Raw genomic sequence first — 22,534 nt, 5'->3', positions numbered from 1 at the left:
ATCCTAAAACGTTATTTTTAATTTTACTAAAATCTGAAATCTAAAATCTCAAATTATATAACTTTTGCTTCGTTGTGCAATAGGTTGATAAGTTCATCCAGGTTATCAGGGCTGATTAATTTTACCGCTGATTTTGGAGCTGGCTTTTCAAATTTTACTGCTTTAGTAGTAGTATCAGCTGCAACCGGCTCAAGTATTGTCAATGCCTTTGTTCTAGCTGTCATAATTCCTCTCATGTTAGGAATACGAAGGTCTTTCTCTTCAACAAGTCCTTTTTGAGCACCAATAATCAATGGCAATGTAGTCGCTACAGTTTCTTTACCACCATCAATTTCACGTACTGCTTTTGCATTGTTTCCTTCAACTGTCAGGCCGATGCAAGAGTTTACGAAATTTGAGTTTGTCAGTCCGGCAATCATTCCTGGAACCATACCTCCGTTGAAATCCAAAGATTCTCTTCCAGCGATTACCAAGTCATAACCTCCGTTTTTAATTACTTCTGCCAATTGTTTTGCTACGAAGAAACCGTCTGTAGGATTTGCATTTACTCGGATAGCTTCGTTTGCTCCTATTGCCAATGCTTTTCTAAGGGTTGCTTCGGTTTCAGGTCCGCCAACGTTAACTACAGTAACATTAGCACCTTGTTGTTCTTGGAACCATATAGCTCTTGTCAAACCAAATTCATCATTTGGGTTGATTACAAATTGTACTCCGTTTGTGTCAAATTCTGAATCGCCATTCGTAAAGTTGATTTTTGAAGTAGTATCAGGAACATGACTGATGCAAACTAATATTTTCATTTTATGTAAAATTATAGTGTTGATATTTAAGGCTCCGAAATTAAGGATTATAATTTAAATAAAAAACTATGCACGCATAATATTTTAATATTTTTTCCTCAACTATTTCGTTTTCGTTGCAGTTTGGGAGATTTTAATGAAAAATTGAGAAAATCTTTAACAGATAGCTCCCGTTATGTTTGGTATCTTTGCATCCTTAAAAATGCCTGATGGATACTTCTGTAAATAAGCCCAATTCTATATATAATGTTCATTTTGGATTAGTCTGCCTGAGTTCTTTGCTGTTTTCAGCAAGTTTTAATATGCTGATTCCGGAATTGCCGGAATATCTGAGCAGCATGGGAGGCGCTGAATACAAAGGACTTATTGTGGCGCTTTTTACTTTAACAGCTGGTATTTCCCGTCCTTTTAGCGGTAGGCTGACAGATACTTTGGGCCGGGTTCCTGTAATGGCGGTAGGTTCGATAGTGTGTTTTGTTTGTGGTATTTTATATCCGATTTTGACAACGGTTTCCGGTTTCCTTTTCTTGCGTCTGATTCATGGTTTTTCGACAGGATTTAAGCCTACGGCAACTGCGGCGTATGTGGCCGATATTATCCCAAGAGAACGCTGGGGTGAAGCACTTGGAATTCACGGATTGTGCTTTAGTACCGGTATGGCAATAGGTCCGGCAATAGGAAGTACAATCAAGCTGCATTTTTCTATGGACATGCTGTTTTATGCTTCTTCCGTATTTGCGCTTTTGTCTATTGTTATCTTGATGAACATGAAAGAAACCCTGAAACACAAGCATCGTTTCAGCCTGCATATTTTGAAAATTTCCAGAAAAGATATCATAGCAAAAGAAGTACTTCCTGCAGCGGTTGTGACTTTTCTTTCCTATATGGCATATGGTGTAATTTTAACGCTGATTCCGGATTGGAGCCACCATTTAGGAATAGCCAATAAGGGGCTGTTTTTTATGGTATTTACGGTAACCTCATTATTAATCCGTTTTGGTGCTGGAAAGGCCTCGGATAAATACGGCCGCTTAAAGCCTATGGGAATTGGCCTGACCATTCTGATTGTTTCTTTATGCGTTATTGCTTTTAATCAGTCGATTGCCGGACTGCTTGTTGGAGCTGCCTTATTCGGAATTGCAACTGGAATTGTTTCTCCTGCCTTGAATGCCTGGACAGTCGATATGAGTTTTCCGGAACATCGCGGCAAAGCCATGGCTACTATGTATATTGCCCTTGAAGCCGGTATTGGTTTAGGAGCCTTGTTTGCAGGATGGATTTACCAGGATGTGATTGCTAAAATTCCACTTATTATGTATTTGAGTAGTGGAATGACATTTTTGGCTTTGGTTTACGTCGCATTTCGTGTTAAGAAAGATAAGGCTACTGTTTAAGATAACGGTTAATAAAGCAGACTATATCGTTTTCGTGGAAAAACTGTACAACCAGAAAACAACAATTAGTAATTGATTATTATAATTTATTCGATTTAGTAGTTTAAAATAATTATTTTTGCCTTTCAATTTTAAGAAGATAATAAAACATAATATGAGAACAATCCAGTTTAGAGAAGCAATCTGCGAGGCGATGAGTGAAGAAATGCGTCGTGATGAATCTATATATTTAATGGGTGAAGAAGTTGCCGAATACAACGGTGCTTACAAGGCCTCAAAAGGAATGTTGGACGAGTTTGGACCAAAAAGAGTAATCGACACTCCGATTGCTGAGCTTGGTTTTGCAGGTATTGCAGTAGGTTCTGCAATGAACGGTAACCGTCCGATTGTAGAGTTCATGACATTTAACTTTTCGTTGGTAGGGATTGATCAGATCATCAACAATGCCGCTAAAATGCGTCAGATGTCGGCTGGACAATTTCCAATGCCGATGGTTTTCAGAGGACCTACAGCTTCAGCTGGACAGTTAGCTGCAACGCACTCACAGGCTTTTGAAAACTGGTTTGCTAACACTCCGGGATTGAAAGTGGTTGTTCCATCAAACCCTTATGATGCAAAAGGATTGTTGAAATCGGCAATTCGTGATAATGACCCGGTAATTTTCATGGAGTCTGAGCAGATGTATGGTGACAAAGGAGAAGTTCCAGAAGGAGAATATACAATTCCGCTAGGTGTTGCTGAGATCAAAAGAGAAGGAGCGGATGTAACTATCGTTTCTTTCGGAAAAATCATCAAAGAAGCGTATGCTGCAGCTGAAGAATTGCAGAAAGACGGAATCTCTTGTGAAATCATCGACTTAAGGACAGTTCGTCCAATGGATCACGATACAATTTTAAAATCGGTTAAAAAAACAAACAGATTGGTAGTATTGGAAGAAGCTTGGCCATTTGCAAGTGTGGCTTCTGAGATTACTTACATCGTTCAGGAAAGAGCTTTTGATTACCTGGATGCACCAATCCAGAGAATCACAACTGCTGATACGCCAGCTCCATATTCTCCGACATTGCTTAAAGAATGGTTGCCAAATGCGGACGATGTTGTTAAAGCAGTAAAAAAAGTAATGTATAGATAGGTTTTCCTATCCTTTTAGATACCAGATTTTCCGAATAATCAAAAAATCGGAATATCAAGAAATCAAATAATCAAATTGATTATATTTGGAACTTCATCAGACTGATTCTGATGAAGTTTTTTTTTGCAGCACAATATGACTAAGAAAATATTTGTAAGCCTAAGCTTCTTCTTTTTTTGTATAAACTTCCTGAACGCCCAAACTAAAGTAAGCGGAGTTGTTTATGATGAGTTCAAGCAACCGCTTCCTTATGCGAACGTAGTTTTCAAAGGAACCACAGAAGGAATTATCACCAACGAAGAAGGAAAATTTTATTTGGAATCCAAATCAACTCAGAGTGCCATAGTGGTAACATTTGTGGGGATGGAACCGAAAGAAGTTCCAATTGATAAAGCGGTAACCTACAATATGGAAATTAATCTGGGTGCTGGAAAAATGCTGAATGAAGTCGTTATTTATACCGGAAAGACTTCAAAAAAGAATAATCCAGCTATCGATATCCTTAGGAAAATCTGGGCACGCAAAAAGAAAAATGGATTGCGCCAATTCAAGCAATACCAGTATGACAAGTACGAAAAAGTTGAATTTGACCTGAATACAATTGACAGTGCCTTGATGAAAAGCAAACTGTTTAGAGGAATGGAATTTGTTTTTGAACAAGTCGATACTTCAGATGTGACAGGAAAATCATACTTGCCTATCTTTATTAATGAAGCTTTAAGCCAGGTATATGGTGACAATACCAACGGAAAGCTGAAAGAAATTACTAAAGCCAATAAAAACTCCGGATTTAGCAATAACCAGCAGCTCATCGCTTTTATAAAAGATTTGTATGCGGAATATGATATCTACGATAACTACCTGAAATTTTTTGATAAAGATTTCGTGAGCCCGCTATCAAGAACCGGAATCAATGTCTATAATTATGTACTGCATGACAGTACTTATATTGATAAGAAATGGTGCTATAACATCGTGTTTTATCCTAGAAGAAAAAACGAACTTACTTTTAAAGGAGATTTCTGGGTAAACGATACCACATTTGCCATCAAGAAAATCAATCTTACAGCAAGCCGTGGTGCCAATATCAACTGGGTTAAGGAAATCTACATCGAGCAGGAATTTGAAGTACTGAATGACTCTGTCTTTCTGCTTACAAGAGACCATATGATGTCTGATTTTGCTTTTTCTAAAAAAGATAAATCCAGAGGAGTATATGGAAAACGAACGACACTTTTCAGAAATCATAAATTCGATATCAAAAAAGAAGATAAGTTCTATAAAGAAGATGTCAACTTCTATGACCCGGAAATCTATGCCAAAACGGATGAATATTGGAACGAAAACCGTTTTGAAAGCCTGAACAAGGATGAAAAAGGTGTCTATAAGATGCTAGATACACTTAAGACGGTCAAGAAATTCAAAAGGCTTTACAATCTCGTCTCCATATTGGGAAGTGGTTACATCGAAATGGATCATTTTGATTACGGGCCCATCTTCTCCACATTCGGATATAACGATGTAGAAGGAATCCGAGTCAGGACAGGAGGTAGGACCTATTTTGGGCCAAACGATACATGGCGTATTCAGGGATATACCGCTTATGGATTTAAAGACAACCAGTTCAAATATGGTATTTCCGGAAAAGTATTACTGGATAAGAATAACCGATTTATAATTTCAGGAGGAAACCGGCGTGATATCGAACAGATTGGCGTTAGTCTTACGACTTCTAACGATCTTTTAGGAAGGAGCTTTGCCTCGTCTTCCTTATTTGCAAGTGGAGATAACAGCAAGCTGACCTCGGTCAACCTGACTAATTTTTCTGCTGAGGTCGAACCTTTGAAAAACCTGGTATTCCAGGCAGGAATGTCTTATAGGACCTTAAAATCAGCATCGCCAAGCACATTCAGTTTGGATTATTATAAAGTTTTGCCGGATTTGCAAACTCCGCAAGGTGTCATAGAAAGCGAAGTCAAGCAATATGAATTCAATGCTTCGATTGATTATATGCCAGGTAGAAGGCCAATCGGATTTGGTGTGGAACGTACCAATGTAGATTCAAATTTTGCCCGACTGTATCTGAGTTTTAGTCAAGGGATAAAAGGAATTTTCGGAAGCGATTTCGATTATGAGAAAGTACAGTTTTATTACAGACAGCCACTATTGGTAGGAGGCTTTGGAAGACTTTTTACCACTTTAGAGGCAGGAAAGATTTTTGGAACAGTTCCTCTTGGATTGATGGGCGTCGTGCCAGGAAACCAGTCGTTCTTTATCATTGACAATACCTATAATCTCATGAACTATTATGAGTTTATGGCCGACGAATATGTTTCGCTCCATTTTGAACACAACTTCAATGGAAGGTTATTTGCCAGAGTTCCTTTCCTTCGCAAGTTGAACTGGAGAGAAATTATCGGAGTCAAAGGAGTATATGGAACAATTTCAGATGCAAACAGAGCAATAAATGCTCAAACAGCTATACCTTACAGAGCACCAGAAGATGTATATTGGGAATACCATGCAGGAATTGGCAACATTTTCAAAGTATTGCGTGTTGATTTTGCCTGGAGAGGTAACTATCTGAACCTTCCTGATGCCAATAAATTTACCGTAAAGGCATCTTTTGGATTCTATTTTTAAGAAATCCTTATTTTTAAATTGTTTGTATGCGTTTTTATTGTTTCAATGTATCTTAATGCTTATTTTTGCACCCGCTAAAATATAAGAGAAACAAATTTAGAATATGAGTGCAGCTAAGCAAAAATCTTTTGATGTATTGATCGAAATACCAAAAGGAAGCAGAAATAAATACGAATACGATTTCAAACTGAAAAAAATACGCTACGACAGAATGCTATTTTCTTCGATGATGTATCCAGCAGATTACGGATTCATTCCAGAAACTTTAGCATTAGATGGTGATCCATTGGATGTATTAGTGTTGGTTACAGAGCCTACTTTCCCTGGTTGTGTAATGGAAGTAAAACCAATCGGTGTTTTCCACATGGCAGATGAAAAAGGACCAGACGAAAAAATTATCTGTGTTCCGGTTTCTGACCCAATTTGGAATAAATTGAATGACTTGAGCGATATGAATCCGCATATGTTGAAAGAAATCGAGCATTTCTTCCAGGTATATAAAGATTTGGAGCAGAAAAAAGTTGATGTAGAAGGATGGGGTGATGTAAATGAAGCAAAAGAAATCATCGAAAAATGCGTTGATCGTTTTGAATCTTTAGAAAACAGACCGGAAGAATTATTTAGCATTAGATAATCGAATTCCTAAAAAATTATTAAAAAAGCAATATTCAATAAAGAATATTGCTTTTTTATTTATGTTGGTTTCGTTACATTTACACTTATTAACCAAAACCAACAAACTTTAATATGGAGTCAATAATGATTTATGTGCCGGCAATACTCGCTGTAGTCGGACTTCTTTTTATGGCGATTAAAAGATCTTGGGTTTTAAAACAAGATCCTGGAGATGGAAAGATGAAAGAAATTTCAGAATACATCTACGAGGGAGCTTTAGCCTTTCTTAAAGCAGAATACAAATTATTAACTTTTTTCGTTATTGGCGCTAGTATCGCATTAGCGGCAATCACATTTTTACCCGGAGCTACTACTCACTTATCTATAGTGATTGCGTTTATTTTTGGGGCTGTATTTTCTGCTCTGGCAGGAAACATGGGAATGAAGATTGCTACAAAAACAAATGTCAGAACGACACAGGCAGCTCGTACGAGTTTGCCACAAGCATTAAAAATATCTTTTGGCGGTGGAACGGTAATGGGACTTGGCGTTGCAGGTCTTGCTGTTTTAGGTCTTACCGCTTTTTTCATTTTCTTTTTCCATTTCTTTATGAACGGACAATGGGTTGAAGGAATCTATGATGGAGAAACAAGGACTGCAAATGAATTAATGACCATCTTACTCGAAACTTTGGCAGGATTCTCTCTTGGAGCAGAATCGATTGCTTTGTTTGCCCGTGTAGGTGGTGGAATTTATACAAAAGCTGCCGACGTTGGAGCGGATTTGGTAGGAAAGGTAGAAGCCGGTATTCCGGAAGATGATCCAAGAAATCCAGCCACAATTGCCGATAACGTAGGAGATAACGTTGGAGACGTTGCAGGTATGGGAGCCGACTTGTTCGGATCGTATGTAGCAACCGTTTTAGCGGCAATGGTTTTAGGAAATTACGTAATCAAAGATATGGGCGGAATCATTACGGGTGATAAATTCGGAGGAATAGGCCCTATACTTCTGCCAATGGCAATAGCTGGTGTTGGAATCATTATTTCAATCATCGGTACAATGCTGGTTAAAATTAAAAGCAATGACGCAAAAGAAGCTCAGGTTCAAGGCGCACTAAACGTTGGTAACTGGGTTTCTATCGCATTGATTGCTGTAGCATGTTTCTTTTTAGTTACATGGATGCTTCCAGCAACAATGAAAATGAAATTCTATGGTGAAGGTTACCATGAAATTTCTTCTATGAGAGTTTTTTATGCGACTTTGGTCGGATTGTTCGTAGGAGCTGTAATTTCTTCCGTTACCGAATATTATACAGGATTAGGTAAAAAGCCAATCCTGGCTATCGTACAGAAATCTAGTACAGGAGCAGGAACAAATATTATTGCCGGTTTGGCAACAGGTATGGTCTCTACATTCCCAACCGTATTGTTGTTTGCTTCTGCAATTTGGGCTTCTTATGCTTTTGCAGGTTTTTATGGAGTTGCTTTGGCAGCTTCTGCTATGATGGCAACAACAGCAATGCAGCTGGCAATTGATGCTTTTGGTCCTATTTCAGATAACGCTGGAGGAATCGCTGAAATGAGCGAATTGCCAAAAGAAGTACGTCAGCGTACCGATATTTTGGACTCAGTAGGAAATACGACTGCGGCTACCGGAAAAGGTTTTGCTATTGCTTCAGCGGCCTTAACATCATTAGCTTTATTTGCGGCTTACGTAACCTTTACAGGAATTGACGGAATTAACATCTTTAAAGCTCCCGTTCTGGCGATGCTTTTTGTTGGAGGTATGATTCCTGTTGTGTTCTCTGCATTGGCAATGAACTCCGTTGGAAAAGCAGCGATGGATATGGTATACGAAGTAAGAAGACAGTTTCGTGAGATTCCAGGAATTATGGAAGGAACAGGAAAGCCGGAATATGCAAAATGTGTGGACATTTCGACAAAAGCTGCCTTAAGAGAAATGATGCTTCCGGGAATATTGACTATAGGATTTCCAATTGCGATTGTTCTTTTAGGAAAATTGGTTTATCCTGAAAACAATCAACTAATTGCAGAAATGCTTGGTGGATATATGGCTGGAGTTACCGTTTCCGGAGTATTATGGGCGGTTTTCCAGAATAATGCAGGTGGTGCTTGGGATAATGCCAAAAAATCATTCGAAGCAGGCGTCATGATTAACGGAGAAATGACATATAAAGGCTCTGATGCGCATAAAGCGGCAGTAACGGGTGATACGGTTGGAGATCCATTTAAAGATACATCTGGGCCTTCTATGAACATTCTGATTAAGCTTACGTGTTTAATTGGTTTGGTAATCGCTCCTATCTTGGGTAGCCATGATGCAAAACCTGTAATTGATGATCTTGAAGGAATTGAAATCGTTCTTGATGAAACGACACCGGCACCTGAAGTAAAACAATCAACAAAGGAAATCAGGATTGAATCTGTAAAAGATGCCGACGGTAAAGTAAAAGCTACTGTTACAACTGTTACAGATTCAGCTGAAGCCGTTGAGGTTTTTGAAGGAACCGAAGCAGAAGTAGCTGCAAAGATTGAAGCCTACAAAAAGAAATAAGCTTTATAAAAAAGAAAAAGCCTTCCAAATTGGAAGGCTTTTTTTATGTTTTAGTATTACGAAGTCTGAACTAAATAAAGTATTTCATTGCTTAGTCAGTATTATATCATTAGGGATTATAAAACTAGGATTGGATTGTGTGATATCAAGCGAGCCTCCTTCTGGTACTAATGTACCCCTTGGACCTTCATTGTTTTTTAAGGTAAGTTTCATTTGGGTCGTACTGCCTGGCAAAAATTCAAAAAACGCTCTGCATTCATCTTTACGAAGTCGCACATCCTTAAAGCTAAACATAATCTGAGTTTCATATGGGCAGCATGAATACATGGGATGTAGATCCGGATTGGGATCTGAATTCTGACTTATCGTATTGACTATAACTCTACCATTAGAACTATAGCTATAGTCGCCAATCATAAAGTCACTATAATTATTATATTCAGAATCAAGATAACGTGTAATCTTTTGAAGTTTGAAAGTTACACTTTTTCCGGCATCGACCCATACCCAAGTACCCACAAACTTATCAAAATCTCCGTTAATATCTTTAATGTAGCTTCCAGATGGCAGATCCGATTGTGAATCCAAATTTTTAATATCAACAATTTGTGCCTGAGAAAGGAAAGATGTAATAAGCATCAGAATCAGAAATATATTTTTCATAATATGTTTTTTTAGTTGCATGTTGTAGAAATCACTTGGTTGTTTGCGTAATCTAATCTTTTCCATTGGGTAAAATCTGAATTTCCTGAAAATAAAGCAGTCCCCATATTTAATTCAGTTGCCATTTTCAAAAAACCTTTTTCATTTTCCAAAGCACTGTTAGATGTACTTATATTATATTTTTCTATATATTTAAGAATCAATTTTTGTTTTCCATTTTCTGTTGATAAATGTTTATTTCCAAAGGCTATAAATTGAGTTCTGTCAGCAATAGTCATCAAATATCTAGTGCCAGATTTTGTCACTAGTCCGCTGAAAAAATCATCCGTAATCCCTGGGTCTTTTAATTTTTGATATATATCAACAAGGTCATCAACACTATATACTGATAATAAGCTATTATAATGGCTGTGCATTGTTCCTAACAGCGTATTAAAATAACCGTATTCAACCTGAGGTTTACTTATAGTTCCATTCATTTCGATAAATTTAAACAGGCTGGGAGGTTGTGAATTTAGATCAGGGTTTTCATAAGCTGTAAAAATTTTTTCAAACCTATATTCAGTTGCCTGTAACAAGTTATTCATTTTCTGCCTGAAAAGTACATCTTCTGCCAGTTTTTTAACCTTATTGCATTCTTTTTTAGGGTTTTGGAGTATGGGAAGAGCAACGATTACTTCGTCCTCAGGATTCGGAGCACCACCTCCACCGTCTCCTGGTTGTATAGGTTTGGTGAATCCACCATCATCATGACCCTCTTCATCTTTGCCACAGACTCTTTCGCTGCTTGTTTTGAGACATTGTGAGCAAAGATCACAGGTACCATCAGCACATTTGCCCCTGCCGTTGCAGTTAATAACCCATGTGAAAATCGTGCCACAGCCCGTTCCTCGTCCAGCACTGGCATAGATTTCTTTATATCCTGTTTCTTTCGGGTTACCGGCAGCATCAATAGAAAAAGTAGACTCTATAATCATGTCTAGCCAATTTCCTTTTTTATCATATACGATTAAATAAAACCGGCGATCTTCTTTTTCTCCTTCTTTGGGAGTTATCCGGAATGAATATGCTGTTTTTCCATAAGCTACTGTCTGGGTAATATGGTCAGTATCCACAATAAAATCATCGGGAGCATTGCCTTCACTGGAGCGTAGTGCCACAAAATCCTCACTGTTTTCTGGAAGCTTAAAAGTGGTTTTGAAATCGGCAAGTCCTGTAAGTCTTTTGAATGTCGAAAAGGACACATTTGTTATCTGCTCGCTATTCTGCTGTTTGTTTTCTGGAATAGGAATTTGATCAGTCTGGCAACCTAGAAATAAGAATATCCCGCAAATCAGGATATAAAGGGAGGGTTCAAGTTGTTGTTTCATATATTTATGGTTTTTACTTAATCTGTTTGGTGGTAGCTAAAATCAAAAATAAATAAAAAAACAACAAAAATTAATTAATAACACAAAATATTTAAAAAAATCCCATAATTGTGTTAAATTGTCGATGACTGTAATATTGAAACGAATTTTCCACACTAATTTTAATCTAAGAAACAATAAAGATATAGTAGGTTTTTATTTTAGATAGAATAATCCAATCGCTTAAAGGTTTTTCAATAATAATGGTTTTCTATTTTTTCTGTTATTTAAAAAAAGATATGTAAATAAAAAAGCCTACACTTTTAGTGTAGGCTTTCTCTATGATTTTGTCTCGGTCTTTTAAATAAGTCGATTTTGTATCAGCATATTTTAGGGCTAACTCAAAGATTAAAATAATCCGTTAATTTCGGCATTGATTCGGTTAATGATACCCCCTAAGTCTTCTGGATTGTCTACAAAATTGATATTGTCAACATCAATAATCAGAAGCTTTCCATTAGTATAGCTTTGGATCCAAGCTTCATATCTTTCATTCAAACGACTAAGGTAATCGATAGAAATAGAGTTTTCGTATTCTCTACCACGCTTATGGATTTGGTTCACCAGATTCGGAATAGAACTTCTCAGATAGATTAGCAAGTCCGGACCTTCTACCAATGATTCCATCAATTCGAAAAGCGATTTGTAGTTGTTGAAATCACGATTGGTCATCAATCCCATGGCATGCAGATTGGGAGCGAAAATATGCGCATCTTCATAAATCGTTCTGTCCTGAATGATGTTTTTTCCGCTTTCGCGTATCTGAAGTACCTGTCTGAAACGGCTATTCAAGAAATAAATCTGAAGGTTGAACGACCAACGTTCCATCTGATGGTAAAAATCATCAAGATAAGGGTTGTCTACTACGTCTTCAAAGTGCGGTTCCCATTTAAAATGTTTTGCTAACAATCGTGTTAGTGTTGTTTTTCCGGCTCCAATATTTCCTGCTACTGCTATGTGCATTACGGTAATGTGATTTTATATTGACTGATTTCGTTTTCGGTAAAAATAGATAAAATTTGGTCTTTAAAAGAAAAATGACTGAAGCTTTTTTCTTTTAATTGGATTGGCGATAACGACTCGTCTTCTAAATTATAGAGAAACAATCCATTATCGATTTTCATCAAAATTTGTTTTGGAGAAACAACCTGCAACTGATTGTAATCGGGAACATGCCCAAGAAAATTCACTTTCCCAAACAGATTCGAAACATACAAGTTTTGCTTAGTGTCGATCCAGTAAAAATAGTTGTAATCTGATTGATAGAATTTTACGTTTTCTTTAAAAGATGGAGTTATTGATTGAAAAGTGCTTTTCTGGATATCAAACAATCCTAATTTTTGGCTCAGCATATCATATACCCACAATCTGTTTTGCGATGCAAGGCTCACAGCTTCCGGATTTAAGGGCGTTTGCAGCTCAGAAAAATTAATTCTTGCGGTTTCATTCAGCTGATTATCCAGTAAAACAACTGTTGTAAACTGTTTGTAAAACAGAACCAGCTGTAAAGGATTTTGCAGATCGACCTGGTGAATTTTGCCTAAGGAAACATTTTTGTAAAAATACACATGATTCGGACTGGTCTTCTTAAATTCATTCTGGTTGATAGAATAGAAATTCCCGAAGTTGTCTTTTCCGATATACTGTCCCGTTTCCCATTTTTCTGCATTAGAAAAAAAAGGGATAATGCTTGGCTGCTGTGAGAATGCCAATACGGGAATAAGAATCAGGGCTATAAAAATAATTTTTCTCATAGTAGGTGCCAATTTACGAATATCCTTTCAGATGTTGGTCTTTATACAAATATTTAATATTGTGTTCAAATGGCAAGGTTAAAATTATTTAACAAAAGCTTTGTAGCAAATATTGTCCAAATCCGTCATATTTGTATACTAAATTTTGTTTTATGAAAAAACACCTGATTTTTTTAATGATGTTGGTTTCAATTTCCAACTCTTATGCTCAAAAACAACAAGGAACTTCTGCTATGGGAACTCAGGAATTTCAAGGAATGGCAGTCTATGAATCTAAAACGAGCACGCCTGATATGAAATCAAGATTTTCCGGGAATAGAGAAATAACACCGGAAATGCAGAAGTCTATTGAAGAAAGGATGAAGAAAATGCTGGAGAAAACGTTTATTCTAAATTTCGATAAGGCTGCTTCAATCTATAAGGAAGATGAGAGATTAGATGCTCCGGGTCAAAATAATGGTGGATTCCGAATGATGTCTTCCATGATGGGAGGCGGAGGCACTTACTATAAAAATGTAAAAGAAAAGACATTCTCTGTCGATAAAGAATTTATGGGGAAAGAGTTTCTGGTAAAAGATACGTTGCCAAAACTGCAATGGAAGCTAGAAGGCGAAACCAAGCAGATTGGCGGTTATACATGTTATAAAGCTACTGCAGTAAAACAAGTTGCCCGTTCGGATTTTAGAAACTTCAGACAGAAAAAACAAGAAGAGACAAAAGAAGCAAAAGACAAAAAACCGGAAAAAACGGAAGATAAGAAAACCAATTTCATGGATGACTTTGAAATGCCAAAAGAAGTGAATGTTACGGCTTGGTATGCGCCGGAAATTCCTGTCAATCAAGGGCCGGAAGGTTACTGGGGATTGCCGGGACTGATTCTGGAAGTCAGCGATGACAAAACGGTAATCTTATGTTCGAAAATTGTGCTTAATTCAAAGGAAAAAGCCGCAATCAAGGCGCCATCAAAAGGCAAAGTTGTTACGCAAAAAGAATATGATGAAATTGTAACTGCAAAAATGGAAGAAATGCAAGAACAATTTAGAAGAGGCGGCGGCAGACAGGGAATCAGAATAGGAAATTAATTTTATAAAAAACGTTTAAAAAAACATAGGCTGTGATTGCAGTCTATGTTTTTTTTATGTACAGTGATTATGTAATCAATTTATAGCCTTGGCTTCGAACATTTATAATCTGGATGTTTGGGTCAAGGCTAAGTTTTTTTCTCAATTTTGTAATGAAAACATCCATACTCCGGCCGTTAAAAAAATCATCATCTCCCCAGATTTTTTTTAAAACAAGAGAACGGTCTAATATGTCGTTCTTATTTTCTATTAAAAGATGAAGCAGTGAGGCTTCCCTGTGTGTAAGGAATTGTATGTTGCCTAAATAATCAAGAGTCTGTTTGGTTTGGTTGAAAATATAATTGCCTATACTGATATTCTCATCGTTTTTTTCTAATTGGATTCTGCCTAAAAGCGCATGGATGCGGACAATTAATTCCTCCATACTAAACGGCTTTTTCAAATAATCATTTCCTCCTAGTTGGAAACCATCAACCACATCTTGTGTCTGCGATTTTGCAGTAAGAAAAATGATGGGTGTTTTTTTGTCCAGTTTTCGGATTTCCTTAGCCAGCGTAAACCCATCCTTTTTTGGCATCATAACATCCAATACTAAAAGCTCTGGTTTTTCTTTAGAAAAAGCTTCAAAAGCCTCTTCTCCATTTTTACATGAAAAGACTTCGAAATTCCGTGTTTCCAGACTCTCTTTTATGATTTGGGCGAGGGCAGGCTCATCTTCTGCCAGTATGATTTTTATTTTGCTAGACATCAGATAATTTTATTTTAAAAATAGTCAGTTCCTGGCTTGAAAGCAATTCTAATGTGCCGCCATGTTTTTCTATGATTTTTTTAGAATAATAAAGCCCTATTCCAAATCCTTTTACATCATGCCTGTTTCCTTTTGGGATTCGGTAAAACTTGTCAAAAATCTTTTCTCTCTGGTCTTTTTCGATTCCCTGACCATTGTCCTGTACCATAATTTCAAGAGTATTGGCAGCATATTTTAAATGGACATCAATTATGTTACCTCCGTATTTAAAGGCATTATCAATCAGGTTGGAAAGCGTATTTTCAAAATAGAAAGGATCAATTTCAACAATAAGCTGCTCCATATTAGAATGGAAGGACATGTTTTTTTCAGGATGAATCACCTTGTGCTTTTCTACAAGATTCCGTATGGTTGAAACGATGTTGGTTGGCTCTTTATGAAGCAAGAGTTTATCCGTGTCTAAAGTGGCTGTTTCTAAAAGCTTTTCTACCATAATTTCCAGCTTTTTTAGTTGCTGGTTTGAAATGTCAAGATAACGATTCGTCTTTTCAGTGTCGTTTACCGCATTAAAATTCCGGATACCTTCAATAGCAGTAGCAACCGTTGTAATTGGCGTCTTGAATTCATGGGTGATATTACTGATAAGGTCATTTTTAATTTCATCTACTTTTTTCTGTTTATTGATTGTTTTTAATAAATAAAATAGACAGCCAATTATTGATAATGAGAGAAGAAAAGAAAGAATGATTTCTACCATACTGCGTTTTAAAATCTCTACTACCGGATTTGAAAATAGTAGTTTCAACTTCTGGCTTGGAGGAAGAAATGTAGAATTAGAAGTTGTACTCAAAGGAAAATGACTGTTTTTGTCCAAGTGGTAATTCTGAAATACGGTATCTGTTTTTAGATGCTGCATTCCGTATTGGATAGTGATGTCTTTTCGTGCCAATTCTTTGTCCAGAGTTTTGCTTACTTTATCAAATTCAATTGAATCGCGGGTCAGCGAAATAAGGATTTTATTGGTAAAACTTTGGATTTTTGAGACGCTATCCATGGCCCGTCTTCCTGTAAGAACTTTTACTTCAGAAAGCTTTCCGGGCCCTAGTCCAAAAGGCTTCCTATGCATTTCGGTGGTTTTGCCTTTTATCGTTTTTGGGCTTTCAGGTTTTGGAGAATCTATAAAGTTGATTTCTTGTTTTGATGCATTTCTGGAATTGTTGATTTTTATGACAGTAGTCATTTTTGGCGAATCATCTTCAGTGAAAGTGCTTGACGCAATTACCCTTTCCGCAGGTTTTATTTTTTTGTGTGTAAGTGCCTTGATAAAAACGGAGTCGGAAATAATATTCTGTACAAAATTAGGGTCCTTGATAGAATCATTTCCAACAAAAGTCATGAAGTCGGTTTTTACATCTTCTGCATAATAATGCTCTACGCTATTGTCAAAAGCAATCTGTACATCATTAATGAGTCGTTGCTTATTTTCAGCATAGTTTTTTATATTCCAGTAAATCTGCAAACTGATTGTTGCAATGATGGTTACGGAAATAAAAAATAAAATGTATTTATAATTCTTTGATTTCATTTTTCAAAAGTATAAACAAAAAGCATTGAAAAAATGCCGTTAACAATCGTTAACGTTGGTTAACTGAAAATAAGATTTCATGTGGTTTACTTTGTATCATTAATTAAAAAAAACCAACGAACATGATAAAATCAGCAATTACTGCAGCAATAGTAGCAACCCTTTTTTCTTTCCAACTGATGCAGGCCCAGGAATTTACCGGACGGGCAACATACCAGACAAAAACAATAATGAATGATATACAGATAAGTGGCTCAAACATGACTCCTGATCTGCAAGCCTCACTTGAAGAAAAATTGAAAAAAGGTTTTGAAAAAACCTATGAATTGAGTTTTAATAAAACGGAATCGGTTTATGAAGAACCACAAAGATTGGAATCTCCAAGCGGTTCGTCAGGAGCAAAAATGGTAGTCGTGAATACCAGTTCATCAGGGGATGGCAAATCGTATAAAAATATAAAAGATAAAACTGTGCTTTCTGAAGAAGACTTTTTTGGAAAAGAATTTCTAGTGTCAGATTCTTTACCAAAATGGGATTGGAAGCTGGTGGACGAGACTAAAAAGATAGGAAACTTTACCTGCTATAAGGCTATAGGTGTAATTCCTGTCTCTAAAGAAGACTTAGAGGCTTATGAAAAAATGAAGAATAAAAAAAGTGAAAGCAAAACAGTATTGTTTACTGTAAACGAACCTAAAGACAGAACGATAACGGTTTGGTATGCACCAGAAATTCCGGTAAGTCATGGTCCGGGTGAATATTGGGGATTGCCGGGTCTAATCATGGAAGTAAACGATGCGAAAACAGTAATATTATGCTCTAAAATTGTATTGAATCCAAAAGATAAGGTGGTGATCAAAATGCCAAAAAAAGGAAAAAAAGTAACAAAAAAGGAATATGAAGCACTAATTGAAAAGCAAATGGAAAGTATGAAGGATTCGAAGGGCAACATCCATATTAATTTAGGCAATTAATCATTAGTTTTACACATCCAATTTCTCTTACAATATGAAAAAAATACTATTCCTTACATTTCTATTCCTTTCCATTTCAGGATATTCCCAGAATATACGTTTTTCAGGTATTGTAGCTGATGCGAATGCTGTTGGTTTGGAAATGGCTAATGTCATGGCTGTTAATCAGTCTACAAAAGCAATGGATTCCTATGCCATTACAGACGATAAGGGAAGATTCCAATTGTCGCTCAAAGCCAATACTGTTTACAAGATAAAGGTTAGCTATATTGGTTATCAGGCAAAGGAAGTAGATGTGCAGACACAATCTGAAAACATGGTTCAGACACTTGTATTGGAACAAGGAGTTGATTTGGATCAGGTAGAAATTGTACAGGAAATGCCGGTTTCCATAAAAGGCGATACCATTGTCTATAATGCTGATTCTTTTAAAACGGGCACCGAAAGGAAGTTGGAAGATGTTTTGAAAAAACTCCCTGGAGTTGAAGTAAATGCCGATGGCCAAATTGAGGTTGAAGGGAAGAAAGTTCAGAAACTGATGGTAGAAGGCAAGGACTTTTTTGATGGGGATACAAAATTGGGAGTGAAAAACATTCCTGCAGATGCTATTGATAAAGTTCAGGTATTGCGAAATTACAATGAAATTGGGGCATTGAAAGGTCTTGAAAACAATGAAGAAAATGTGGCAATGAACATCAAACTGAAAGACGGGAAAAAGAATTTCTGGTTTGGTGACATGAGTGCAGGAATAGGTATTGGACATGAAGACAGCCGTTATATTGTAAATCCGAAGCTGTTTTATTACAACCCAAAATACAGTATCAACCTCATTTCCAATTTCAATAATATAGGAGAATTACCACTAACCATACAAGACTATTTTAAATTCACCGGTGGTTTTAGGGGCATGATGCAAAAAGGAGGAAGCTCTTTTAACGTTTCGTCAAATGATTTGGGCATAGCCATGCTAAGAAACAACAGAGCAAAAGAAATTGAAACTAAATTTGGAGCGACCAACTTTTCGTATAATGTCACTAAAAAATGGAGCCTGAGCGGTTTCGCAATTCTTTCTTCCTCTGAAACAGATTTAGAAACCCGATCCAGAAGTACCATTCTTGAAACTGGCGTGAGGCAGAAAAACGAAGAAATAGCACACCAGAAAAGCAATCTGGGATTGTTTAAGTTTAGTTCGAGCTATAAGCCCAACACAAAACTGCAGTTTGACTATGATGTCTTGATGAAACAGTCAAAACAGGATGAGAATAATAATTTATTAAGGGAGTTCACGGTCAATGATGTTACTTCTGCAGAAGATATCTATACAAAGAAAAAACAGAATCCAACCTCAATAAATCAAAATGCAAGTTTGTATTATACGGCAAATGATAAAAATGTTTTTGCCTTTGAAATGCAGCATCTTTATCAGGACGAAGATCCTTTTTATAATGCCAATTTAATGACTCAGCCTTTTGCCTTGTCGGGTTATGTGGAAAATCAGGATAGAAATAATTTAAACCAAAGCCGTTTTGTAAAAACCAATAAACTTGATGCAAAACTAGATTATTACTATATGGTTACGCCAAAAAGCAACATCAATGTGACTTTAGGAAATACCAATTCGCATCAGAATTTCAATTCGAGCATTTTCCAAATTTTGGACAATGGCAATAAGAACAATCTTGAGGCACCAGAAAACAATAACAAAGTAAGCTATGATTTTAATGATGCTTTTTTAGGACTGCATTATAAATTCCTGACAGGAAAATTCACTTTTACTCCGGGATTCAGCACGCACTATTACACTATGGATAATGCACAGTTAGGGACAAACTACAAACAAAATTTTTCCAAGATACTACCAGATTTTTATGCCCTGTATCAGATTAAGAAATCAGAAACGCTGACATACACTTTTGCACTGACAAATAATTTTACAGACATCAACAATCTGGCAATGGGCAATGTGCTTTCAGGCTACAGCAGTTTGTACAATGGAAACAGATTCCTTGAAAATTCAACTTCACAATCACATTCCTTGAGATACTTTAAATACAGTATGTATAATTTGGAAAACATCTTTGCGAACATCTCATACAGCAAAGTAACCGATGCCGTGAAAAGCAGAATCGTTTTTGATAATGTAAACCAAACGTTGGCTCCCTATAATTCAAATCTGGCTGACGAAACGATTGCTGCCAATGGTGCCTATGGACGTTCTTTCTTGAGATATTATAAAGCTTCAGCGGGTATTGGATTCAACTGGTCGAAATTTAATAACATCCAGAACGGAAATGTAAGAACACAGGAAAGTATCATGCAGAATTATACACTAAAAGCCTCGACAAACTATAGAGACTTGCCTAATCTTGAAGTGGGATATAATTTTGTAATCAATGATTATGCAGGCTCAAAATTCTTTACCGACAGGCCATTTGCTAAAGTAGATTATTATTTCCTGGATAGTTTTTCTTTTGTGGCGGAATATGAATTCTATCACTATTATAACAGCAGCAAGACAGTAGAAAACGAATATGATTTTCTAAATGCCAGCCTGATTTACCAAAAGAAAGACAGCAAGTTTGAATATAAAATCGGGGCAACAAACTTATTAAACACCAGATCACTGAATGATGACAGTTTTAACCAATATCGTACTACTACATCACAGTATAGAGTTCAGCCAAGATATCTGATACTGACATTAAAATACAATTTATAAAAATACAATTTCAGTCAGGCTATAAGCTTAAGGCAGTTGGGAGTTTTGAGTTAGTTACTCCTATGCCAGATATATAGCCAGACTGAAATATAATCTTCTATTTTTGGTAAGAGGTAGATTTGCTGAAAAAATCAATTAAATTTGTAAGACAAATCAATTAAAAAGCCAAATATGAAGAACTACACTCTGGGATTATTATTGTTCCTTTCTGCATTTGCTTATTCACAGAACAAATTTGAAAAAGCGACCTATACTTCCACTACGTTTGGACAGTACATCAAACTGAAGCTGCTTGATAATAACCAATATGAATTTGTTCTCTTTTATGGGGATTATGAAGTTAAGAATGATACGTTGCATTTCAAAAACAATTATTCGAGTGGGCCTGATTTTGGAGTTGTTTTTTCTTCAGACGCCAATCCAAGTTCAGGGAAAATCAAGGTAAATATAAAGGGAACTTCGGTTTATTATTCAGGAATATATATTGGTACCCAGTCAGGCAAAGCAGAGCCGGATTATAAGATTGTTTCTGAGTTGATAGGTGAGTTAAAAGCTGATGATGAGGAAGCGAACTTTGAAATCAATAAGGCAGAATATCTTTATCTGGCAAGAGAAGATTATAACGGAGAAACATCCCTATATAAGTATGCCCTGCCAAGAAATATCAATGAAATCAAAATTGAATACACGCCTAATTATTTATCGAAAGTAGACCTTAAGGGCTATATTAATGAAAAAAACGAATTGATAGTTTCTGAAAATAATAAGAATCCATTGACTTTTGTGAAAGGACAAAAACCAGAAGTAACGGAAACTAAAGAAAAACCAATAGAAACGATAAATAAAAAGAATTGGACTTTTCCAGGCAAACCAGATATTTATGGTTATGGTGCTGTAGACAGTACGGCTGTAGCAACAGTATCAAATTTTAAATTGGCGGTACAGGACAACCTGAAGAAAGCATTAGAGGCAACTAAAAGCTCACCACAGAAATTTTTGGTGGTTTCGTATGATCCGGATAATAAAAATGCGAAGAACTTTTTTGATGTATTCATACAAAATCAGGAATACAATATAGGAAGCTATAGTTCTTATGGGCAGGTTGCAGATTATGACAAGTATAATTATTATTTAGCAACGGTAAAAGACGAGTCTTGGGCGAAAAAGAATGTAATGTTTAAATCCACAACCCTAGTTATGGATGCGGATGGAAATATCTTGAGCCAGACTGAAGGAAGTTTACCAGAAAATGCCGGCCTTTTTGATGTCTATTATGGTTCGATAGGGGAAAAGCTGAAGTATGTAAAAGCAATGGTGGACCTGAATAAGGTTTTGGATTCCAAAAAAGCGAAAGATTCTGAAATCGTAAAGAAACTGTTGCCGCTTTCAGATGAGAATCTGTATAGCTGGTCTATTGAACCGCCAGTAAAAGTGGCTGTTGGTTCTGAGGAACCGCCTTCGCCAGTGAAGGTAGATACCATAGAAGAATATCCAAATTATGAAAATCAAACAGCCTATACGAAAGTAAATTTTGATAAAAAGAAACTGCTTTCTGCCTGGGATAGAATTGTCAATAGCCATGCAAAAGATAAAACGCCAGACATGGATTTTGTGAAAATTGCATTAGCCGAAGTGCAAAACAGAGGATTTTATTATAAAATTTATAATGAGGAAAGACCGTTTGATGAAACCAACTTTAAAGCCATTGATTATCTGTTGAAACATTATGATGCGATTCTTGAAGAACAAAAAAAGACATCCAAACAAGGAGATGCGGCAGATTATTATGCGGATTATACCCCAACAATAGAAACGCAACTGCCATTAGCCATTTCTGGTGGTATTTCTCAAATTGGAGAGAATACTGATGAGAAATACAGAAATAGGGTAATGGATGTTTATAAAAAAGTAATCGCAAAAAAACCTCAGGACTATACTACGACTCTAGGATATTTAAGACTTTTGCAAACAATTGCTGAAGCTCAGAATAAAGAAAATCCGTTTGTAACTGAATATGACGCTTTCTTCAAGGAAGCATTCAAAGGAGGCAAAAACGAAATCGAAATTTTAGATGATCTATACACTTCTTCTCAGAATAAAACGGATTATTCGTATAGCGACTGGACAAGCTTTAAGTACTCTTTTTCTAATGCTTCTAACGAAGCAGCCTGGTTTGTGGTTAAAAAAGGGAAGGATCCGGAATCTATTAAAAAGGCAATTCAATGGTCTGAATCCAGTTTAAGGATTGAAAAAAACAGCCCGTATTATTTAGATACTCTGGCTCAGCTATATTACAAAAATGGTGAGAAGCAAAAAGCAATAAGAACACAGGAACTGGCATTAAAATTTTCTGATATAATAGGAGAAGAAACAAAGGCCGAAATGGAAGCTGTTCTTGAAAAAATGAAAAATGGAACCTATTAAAAATAAAAAACCATCCTG

The 22,534-nt window shown here is 36.4% G+C and carries 16 protein-coding genes; 9 read left to right on the top strand and 7 right to left on the bottom strand.

Annotated elements, in window-relative coordinates; genetic code table 11:
- Window positions 1–53: 53 nt before the first annotated feature.
- Window positions 54–800 (bottom strand): electron transfer flavoprotein subunit beta/FixA family protein, encoded by a 747-nt coding sequence (locus FJA49_RS09340; RefSeq protein WP_140000716.1) that lies wholly within the window; start codon window positions 798–800, stop codon window positions 54–56.
- A 209-nt stretch (window positions 801–1,009) separates the two neighbouring features.
- On the opposite strand from FJA49_RS09340, the gene FJA49_RS09335 reads away from it, so the two are divergent.
- The 5 genes from FJA49_RS09335 to FJA49_RS09315 all read left to right on the top strand — a co-directional run bounded on the left by FJA49_RS09335 (window position 1,010) and on the right by FJA49_RS09315 (window position 9,161).
- Entirely contained in the window at window positions 1,010–2,194 is a 1,185-nt protein-coding gene (locus FJA49_RS09335; protein WP_140000715.1) for an MFS transporter, read from the top strand.
- A 154-nt stretch (window positions 2,195–2,348) separates the two neighbouring features.
- Entirely contained in the window at window positions 2,349–3,326 is a 978-nt protein-coding gene (locus FJA49_RS09330) for a pyruvate dehydrogenase complex E1 component subunit beta (protein WP_140000714.1), read from the top strand.
- A 135-nt stretch (window positions 3,327–3,461) separates the two neighbouring features.
- On the top strand, window positions 3,462–5,969 hold the full coding sequence (locus FJA49_RS09325; protein ID WP_140000713.1) for a DUF5686 and carboxypeptidase-like regulatory domain-containing protein: 2,508 nt from the start codon (window positions 3,462–3,464) through the stop codon (window positions 5,967–5,969).
- Window positions 5,970–6,072: 103 nt separating this feature from the next.
- Window positions 6,073–6,603 (top strand): inorganic diphosphatase, encoded by a 531-nt coding sequence (locus FJA49_RS09320; RefSeq protein WP_140000712.1) that lies wholly within the window; start codon window positions 6,073–6,075, stop codon window positions 6,601–6,603.
- Window positions 6,604–6,716: 113 nt separating this feature from the next.
- Complete coding sequence (locus tag FJA49_RS09315) at window positions 6,717–9,161, top strand: sodium-translocating pyrophosphatase (RefSeq protein WP_140000711.1); 2,445 nt, start codon at window positions 6,717–6,719, stop codon at window positions 9,159–9,161.
- An 84-nt stretch (window positions 9,162–9,245) separates the two neighbouring features.
- On the opposite strand, the gene FJA49_RS09310 is transcribed toward FJA49_RS09315, so the two are convergent.
- The 4 genes from FJA49_RS09310 to FJA49_RS09295 form a co-directional block, all read right to left on the bottom strand.
- Window positions 9,246–9,824 (bottom strand): DUF6705 family protein, encoded by a 579-nt coding sequence (locus tag FJA49_RS09310; RefSeq protein ID WP_140000710.1) that lies wholly within the window; start codon window positions 9,822–9,824, stop codon window positions 9,246–9,248.
- A gap of 11 nt (window positions 9,825–9,835) precedes the next feature.
- Window positions 9,836–11,194, bottom strand: coding sequence for a hypothetical protein (locus tag FJA49_RS09305; RefSeq protein WP_140000709.1), 1,359 nt, complete (start codon window positions 11,192–11,194; stop codon window positions 9,836–9,838).
- 387 nt (window positions 11,195–11,581) lie between these two features.
- The gene (locus FJA49_RS09300) at window positions 11,582–12,196 is read right to left on the bottom strand and encodes a deoxynucleoside kinase (protein WP_140000708.1); all 615 of its coding nucleotides are present in this window, start codon (window positions 12,194–12,196) and stop codon (window positions 11,582–11,584) included.
- A complete protein-coding gene (locus tag FJA49_RS09295; RefSeq protein WP_140000707.1) occupies window positions 12,196–12,987 on the bottom strand; it encodes a hypothetical protein in 792 nt (263 codons plus the stop codon). The genes FJA49_RS09300 and FJA49_RS09295 overlap by 1 nt, the downstream gene beginning before the upstream one ends.
- Before the next feature lie 152 nt (window positions 12,988–13,139).
- Between FJA49_RS09295 and FJA49_RS09290 the strand changes: the two genes are divergently transcribed.
- Window positions 13,140–14,069, top strand: coding sequence for a GLPGLI family protein (locus FJA49_RS09290; RefSeq protein ID WP_140000706.1), 930 nt, complete (start codon window positions 13,140–13,142; stop codon window positions 14,067–14,069).
- A 67-nt stretch (window positions 14,070–14,136) separates the two neighbouring features.
- Here the strand turns inward: FJA49_RS09290 and FJA49_RS09285 are convergent, their stop codons facing one another.
- Together FJA49_RS09285 and FJA49_RS09280 are read right to left on the bottom strand one after the other, a co-directional pair.
- On the bottom strand, window positions 14,137–14,817 hold the full coding sequence (locus tag FJA49_RS09285; protein ID WP_140000705.1) for a response regulator transcription factor: 681 nt from the start codon (window positions 14,815–14,817) through the stop codon (window positions 14,137–14,139).
- Window positions 14,810–16,402 (bottom strand): sensor histidine kinase, encoded by a 1,593-nt coding sequence (locus FJA49_RS09280; protein WP_140000704.1) that lies wholly within the window; start codon window positions 16,400–16,402, stop codon window positions 14,810–14,812. The genes FJA49_RS09285 and FJA49_RS09280 overlap by 8 nt, the downstream gene beginning before the upstream one ends.
- 122 nt (window positions 16,403–16,524) lie before the next feature.
- Here FJA49_RS09280 and FJA49_RS09275 point away from each other — a divergent pair, with 122 nt between their 5' ends.
- From FJA49_RS09275 to FJA49_RS09265, 3 genes are all read left to right on the top strand, one after another.
- Complete coding sequence (locus FJA49_RS09275; RefSeq protein ID WP_140000703.1) at window positions 16,525–17,373, top strand: GLPGLI family protein; 849 nt, start codon at window positions 16,525–16,527, stop codon at window positions 17,371–17,373.
- 34 nt (window positions 17,374–17,407) lie between these two features.
- Window positions 17,408–20,092, top strand: a complete 2,685-nt coding sequence (locus FJA49_RS09270) for a carboxypeptidase-like regulatory domain-containing protein (protein WP_140000702.1) — start codon at window positions 17,408–17,410, stop codon at window positions 20,090–20,092.
- A gap of 171 nt (window positions 20,093–20,263) precedes the next feature.
- Complete coding sequence (locus FJA49_RS09265; RefSeq protein ID WP_140000701.1) at window positions 20,264–22,516, top strand: hypothetical protein; 2,253 nt, start codon at window positions 20,264–20,266, stop codon at window positions 22,514–22,516.
- Window positions 22,517–22,534: the final 18 nt, after the last annotated feature.

Source organism: Flavobacterium microcysteis (genome assembly GCF_006385255.1).
Lineage (GTDB): Bacteria > Bacteroidota > Bacteroidia > Flavobacteriales > Flavobacteriaceae > Flavobacterium > Flavobacterium microcysteis.
The sequence above is the reverse complement of the archived record's forward strand: the minus strand, read 5'-3'. Positions and strand labels throughout refer to the sequence as shown.